Source organism: Rhizobium favelukesii, assembly GCF_000577275.2.
Lineage (GTDB): Bacteria > Pseudomonadota > Alphaproteobacteria > Rhizobiales > Rhizobiaceae > Rhizobium > Rhizobium favelukesii.
In genome coordinates, this window is sequence record NZ_CBYB010000027.1 from 1 (window position 1) to 2,639 (window position 2,639).

2 protein-coding genes and 2 pseudogenes are annotated in these 2,639 nt (G+C 59.1%); 1 reads left to right on the top strand and 3 read right to left on the bottom strand.

Features of this window, described 5'->3' with window-relative positions; all coding sequences use genetic code 11:
* Positions 1-672 precede the first annotated feature (672 nt).
* Entirely contained in the window at positions 673-882 is a 210-nt protein-coding gene (locus LPU83_RS28345) for a hypothetical protein (RefSeq protein ID WP_024319242.1), read from the bottom strand.
* 238 nt (positions 883-1,120) lie between these two features.
* Positions 1,121-1,432 carry a S46 family peptidase gene (locus tag LPU83_RS75310; protein ID WP_309475162.1) on the bottom strand — a complete coding sequence of 104 codons (312 nt, stop codon included), beginning with the start codon at positions 1,430-1,432 and terminating at the stop codon, positions 1,121-1,123.
* Positions 1,433-1,459: 27 nt separating this feature from the next.
* Between LPU83_RS75310 and LPU83_RS28490 the strand changes: the two are divergent.
* Positions 1,460-2,292: pseudogene (locus LPU83_RS28490) on the top strand (IS701 family transposase).
* A gap of 188 nt (positions 2,293-2,480) precedes the next feature.
* On the opposite strand, the pseudogene LPU83_RS28520 reads toward LPU83_RS28490, so the two are convergent.
* Positions 2,481-2,639 (bottom strand): annotated as a pseudogene (locus tag LPU83_RS28520) (IS630 family transposase); the annotation flags it as partial.

Consider the following 2,639-nt stretch of genomic DNA (forward strand, 5'->3'; position numbering starts at 1 on the left):
GTTTATGGACGGGCACTAACTAAGACTCGTCCGCTTAAGGTCAGCGTCATCAATTTCCATTCGGCCGCTTTCGCACCTCCGGCGCACAAACCGCCTGCCGGCTCGATCATCGATTGTAGAAAGGGCAATTAGCTGCGGTTGCCGCTCTTGAAGGGAATTGAACCAGCGACCTGTTGATACTAGATTGGGCTGCGCCGAGATAGAAAAAGCCGATTTTTCTCCAGAACCCCGGATTGCCCGCTGTCGCATGAATCCCCCGGATGACGGGCCGCTACTGCTTTTGCGAGAAGCCCGCCCCGATCAGGAAGGTGATGCGCCAATCCATGGTATCGAAGGTCGTTATTCCTGTGGTGGAAATCAGAAGCGCCGTGGCCGAAATCCAGAATCCGCAGGGCGTAATGTGCTTGCCCGCGTTTCAATGCGCACGTCACAAGCTAGGCGGTCGACGCGTACGACGACAAGCACGTCGCCGGCGCCAAAACGCCGGCGTATCCCACAAGAAAACCGGAGCAACGCTTGATCGTTGCTACGGCCCATTCTCTCTCCTCAGCGGGCGAACCTATCTCCTTTGGCTGAGAGTGCTGATGGCTTCGATCTCGACCTTCGCGCCTTTAGGCAGTGCCTTGACTTAGTGCGCTGCCGGCAGACGAAAGAGCACGCTGCTTGATGGGGTCATCTCGCGCCCGGAACAGGATGAAGATTGTCGTCGTCGCGCTCGCGGCTTCGCTGTGCCGCCATTTGCGCCTCGATCGTCTTCAGCTCCGGGTTATGGTCCTGCTGTGGCTGCCTCGCCCGCATCGGCTGCGATTCCGCCTCCTGGGTCGGCCGCTCTCGCACTAGGCGGGAAAAGTCCGACCCAGTGAAGGTGATTTCCTTGTGCATCCTGGCAGATCCCGGCAAACCGGCACATCAGCGGCCCGGCCCACGCCGGGTCGGCCCACCATGGTGGGGCAAACCCATAGGTCCTCAGCGCTGGACGGCCCTAGTTGTCAGGATCTCCTCGAGAGCAACTTGAACGATATGGGTACCGCGCCGTCGCTCTCAGCATAGAAGTTTTGATCTGACGTGGTAGGCGGCCGTCGCGCCTGGCACCGCAAATTGCCAAAGCGCAGCTGGTCGTTTACCAGGGTCTTTTACCCGCTCCGGAGCGCGACATTGGCGGCACTCCCCCTTCCTTGAGCAACCGGGTCGCGCCGTCGATCTTGTCAATGGTCCAGAGGATGAAGCGACTGTCGACATGAATGCTCCGGGTGCGGTCCGCGATAGGGGCCCGGTCTGGCCCGGCATCCACATACCTTCGTTCGCCGACGCAGCGGCGGCAGTGAGCAGGGCGACGGAAGTTGCTTGGGCCAAATATTTCATATTCGAGTTCACGCTGCTCAAACTCCCAACCTAGTACTACAGTTGCGTTTGATTTGAAATCGTGATTCACTCTCGGCGTTTAGCTGGAGGGAAATGCATGTCCGTCGCAAGCTGGTCTGGGTCGGTTTTGGCATGGAAACGCGAGCTCGATGCATTGAAGGAGCGACTGGGGCCGATCTTTCGTCGTCGTGAATTGCGATTGTCGAGTGGCGCCTTTCTTGATGGCGTGCTGTCGGGAGTAGAGCGCAAGACCGGTTGGCTCATGGCCGAGCAGGCAGGGCTGGAGCGGCCTTATCGGATGCAGTCGCTGTTGGGGCGCAGCCATTGGGATGCCGATGCTTTAGGTTGGCCGATGCGCTTTATGGTTCGGATTCGCGGCTACGCGGGATGTTGGAAGGCCGCGGCCAGCCTTATGTTTTGGCGGTGCGTTCCAATCATCGTCTACGCTTTGTACGCGACCAAGGCATCGAGCAGACCGACCCTCAAACCATGGCCGATGAGTTGAAGCCGGAGGCTTGGCAGAGCCATGCCGCCGGCGAAGGCGCCAAAGGCTTGCGGCTCTATGACTGGGCCCGCATCCCTCTTAGCTGTCGCCCGGATCCACAGTGGGAGCGTTGGCTCTTGATCCGCAGCAACCCGCGCGAGCCCAACATCCGCGCCTATTATTTTGTTTTTGCACCCGTCGGAACCGAGCTTTGCGAATTGGCGGGTGCTGCCGGACTGCGTTGGACGGTCGAGGAGTGCTTCCAGCGCGCCAAGGATGATCTCGGCCTCGACCATTGCGAGGCCCGTTCCTGGCATGCCTGGCACCGCCACATGACGCTCGTCATGGCGGCTGCAGCGTTCCTCGCCAAGTTGGGATCCGACCTGCGCCGCAGCGCCGGTGGTAAACCGAACGAAACGAGTCCAAACCCGCCAATCGCCGCCTGACCAACAAACTTGCGCTCTTACCAAGTGTCGCAGAGATCCGCTATCTGATCACCCGGATCCTCCTGCGACCGCCGATCAGGACGGCCTTCGTTCTCGCATGGTCACTCTGGCGACGAAAGCATCAAGCCTATGCAATGAGCGCTCATTACAAAACAAGACACAAAATGCAACTGTAGTACTAGAGCATTTCATGTTTTGACAGAAGCATAGCCCGCGTTTTCGAGATAGTTGGCGCATTCGTCGGGCTGGATTGTTTCGACTAGCCTGCCGATGTGCCGCCAGGTTTCGTCAATTGTTCGGCGCTGCGCGTGCCGCATCCAGTGTTTGATCTTCGAAAAGGCCTGCTC